1 protein-coding gene is annotated in these 1,199 nt (G+C 61.2%); it reads right to left on the minus strand.

The genetic code is table 11. The annotated features are described in order from the left end of the window. A partial coding sequence (locus ACP2WS_RS11225) for a type IV secretory system conjugative DNA transfer family protein (protein WP_426460843.1) occupies positions 1-1,199 on the minus strand: 1,199 nt, incomplete at both ends.

A 1,199-nucleotide genomic window follows, 5' to 3' on the forward strand; every position in this document is an offset into this window, starting at 1 on the left:
CACGATCTGTGTGGCATGGTTGGTGATGATCGTGCGGGCACGCTCCTTGCCATAGGTGGCATCGAGCTGGGCCATGCTCTGGATGATGGGCAGCAGGCGCAGGTTGTAGCCAGCCATGTAGCTCACTGCGTGCGCAATGATGTCCACCGCACCGATACTGGTGAACTCATCCATCAGCAGCAGGCATTGGCGTGTCAGCGTGCTGTCCTGGCTCGGCAGGGCCTTGGTGTTCTCGTTGATGAGCTGAGAGAAGAACAGATTGAACACGAGCGCCGCCTGACTGAGCTTGTTGGGCGACACGCAGAGGTAAATGCTCATGGGCCTGCGCCGCACCTCGCGCAGGTCGAAATCGTCTGCACTGGTGGCGGCATCGAGCAGGGGATCGGCCCAGGCCGTGAGCGGCGCATTGAATGTGCCCATGATGCTGGAGAAAGTCTCCTGTGCCTGCGACAGGAAGCCCGCAAAGGCAGTCCTGCACACATCCGAAAGGCGGTCATCGCCGGCCAGGTCCGACAGGTGCTGCTTCAGGTCGCTGCCGTTCCCGGCGCTGGTGCGGTAGAGCTGACCGAATGTGGGGTAGGGCAACGGCCGCTTGCGGCTCTTGTTCTGGTCGTATGACTCGAACAGATACAGGCACAGAGCCAGAAACACGTTGCGCGCATGATCGGTGAAGAACTGCTGATTGCCGGTGCCATCGCCATCCGGATACAGCATCTGCGCAATGGCACGGAGGTCTCCGACACGCTGCCCCGGATGCTCGGAGACATACCGCAGCGGGTTCCAGCGGTGGGTGGCTCCGTTTGCTGCAAACGGGCTGAACATGAACACTTCCTGTCCAAGGCTTCTGCGGTAGCCGCTGGTGAGATCGTAGTTTTCCTGCTTGATGTCGAGCACCACCACATTCTGCCGATAGTCGAGCAGCACCGGAACAACCACCCCCACCCCCTTGCCTGATCGCGTGGGAGCCGCAAGCACGATGAAGCGCTGGCCCTTGTCTCTCAGATAGGTGCGTCCCAGACGGCCAATCAGCACTCCCGTGGGATCGTCACTGGTCAATCCGGCCTTGGCCAGATCACTGCTGTCTGCAAAGCGTGCATCGCCATGCGTGGAGCGGCGCGGAGATCGGAACATCCAGAGCACCATGCCCAGCCACAGCAGCAGAGACAGTCCCAACCCCGCCACGCCCGTCGCCTTGATCT

This window comes from Brachymonas moutaii (nom. illeg.), assembly GCF_049977365.1.
Lineage (GTDB): Bacteria > Pseudomonadota > Gammaproteobacteria > Burkholderiales > Burkholderiaceae_C > Brachymonas.